The 1,769-nt window shown below is 52.4% G+C and carries 1 rRNA gene; it reads left to right on the forward strand.

The features are described 5' to 3' along the window. Nucleotides 1-60: 60 nt before the first annotated feature. Nucleotides 61-1,769, forward strand: a 23S ribosomal RNA gene (locus ROR01S_RS25575); the annotation flags it as partial.

Consider the following 1,769-nt stretch of genomic DNA (forward strand, 5'->3'; position numbering starts at 1 on the left):
GTTCGAGTCTCTCAAATTTTCGCAACGCGGACTGTTTTACGAAACAGTTTCGGGTTGTGAGGTTAAGCGACTAAGCGTACACGGTGGATGCCCTGGCAGTCAGAGGCGATGAAGGACGTGCTAATCTGCGATAAGCGTCGGTAAGGTGATATGAACCGTTATAACCGGCGATTTCCGAATGGGGAAACCCAGTGTGATTCGTCACACTATCGTTAAGTGAATACATAGCTTAACGAAGCGAACCGGGGGAACTGAAACATCTAAGTACCCCGAGGAAAAGAAATCAACCGAGATTCCCCCAGTAGCGGCGAGCGAACGGGGAGCAGCCCAGAGTCTGAATCAGCGCGTGTGTTAGTGGAACGGTCTGGAAAGTCCGGCGGTACAGGGTGATAGCCCCGTACACTAAAATGCACACGTTGTGAACTCGAAGAGTAGGGCGGGACACGTGGTATCCTGTCTGAATATGGGGGGACCATCCTCCAAGGCTAAATACTCCTGACTGACCGATAGTGAACCAGTACCGTGAGGGAAAGGCGAAAAGAACCCCGGCGAGGGGAGTGAAAAAGAACCTGAAACCGTGTACGTACAAGCAGTGGGAGCCTACTTGTTAGGTGACTGCGTACCTTTTGTATAATGGGTCAGCGACTTATATTCTGTAGCAAGGTTAACCGTATAGGGGAGCCGCAGGGAAACCGAGTCTTAACTGGGCGTTAAGTTGCAGGGTATAGACCCGAAACCCGGTGATCTAGCCATGGGCAGGTTGAAGGTTGGGTAACACTAACTGGAGGACCGAACCGACTAATGTTGAAAAATTAGCGGATGACTTGTGGCTGGGGGTGAAAGGCCAATCAAACCGGGAGATAGCTGGTTCTCCCCGAAAGCTATTTAGGTAGCGCCTCGTGAACTCATCTTCGGGGGTAGAGCACTGTTTCGGCTAGGGGGTCATCCCGACTTACCAACCCGATGCAAACTACGAATACCGAAGAATGTTATCACGGGAGACACACGGCGGGTGCTAACGTCCGTCGTGAAGAGGGAAACAACCCAGACCGCCAGCTAAGGTCCCAAAGTCATGGTTAAGTGGGAAACGATGTGGGAAGGCACAGACAGCCAGGATGTTGGCTTAGAAGCAGCCATCATTTAAAGAAAGCGTAATAGCTCACTGGTCGAGTCGGCCTGCGCGGAAGATGTAACGGGGCTAAACCATGCACCGAAGCTGCGGCAGCGACACTATGTGTTGTTGGGTAGGGGAGCGTTCTGTAAGCCGTTGAAGGTGGCCTGTGAGGGTTGCTGGAGGTATCAGAAGTGCGAATGCTGACATAAGTAACGATAAAGCGGGTGAAAAGCCCGCTCGCCGGAAGACCAAGGGTTCCTGTCCAACGTTAATCGGGGCAGGGTGAGTCGACCCCTAAGGCGAGGCCGAAAGGCGTAGTCGATGGGAAACAGGTTAATATTCCTGTACTCGGTGTTACTGCGAAGGGGGGACGGAGAAGGCTATGTTAGCCGGGCGACGGTTGTCCCGGTTTAAGCATGTAGGCGGGAAGTTTAGGTAAATCCGGACTTCTTTTAACGCTGAGGTGTGATGACGAGGCACTACGGTGCTGAAGTAACAAATGCCCTGCTTCCAGGAAAAGCCTCTAAGCATCAGGTAACAACGAATCGTACCCCAAACCGACACAGGTGGTCAGGTAGAGAATACCAAGGCGCTTGAGAGAACTCGGGTGAAGGAACTAGGCAAAATGGTGCCGTAACTTCGGGAGAAGGCACGC

Origin of the sequence: Klebsiella ornithinolytica NBRC 105727 = ATCC 31898 (assembly GCF_001598295.1) — a bacterium.
GTDB classification, from domain to species: Bacteria; Pseudomonadota; Gammaproteobacteria; order Enterobacterales; family Enterobacteriaceae; genus Klebsiella; species Klebsiella ornithinolytica.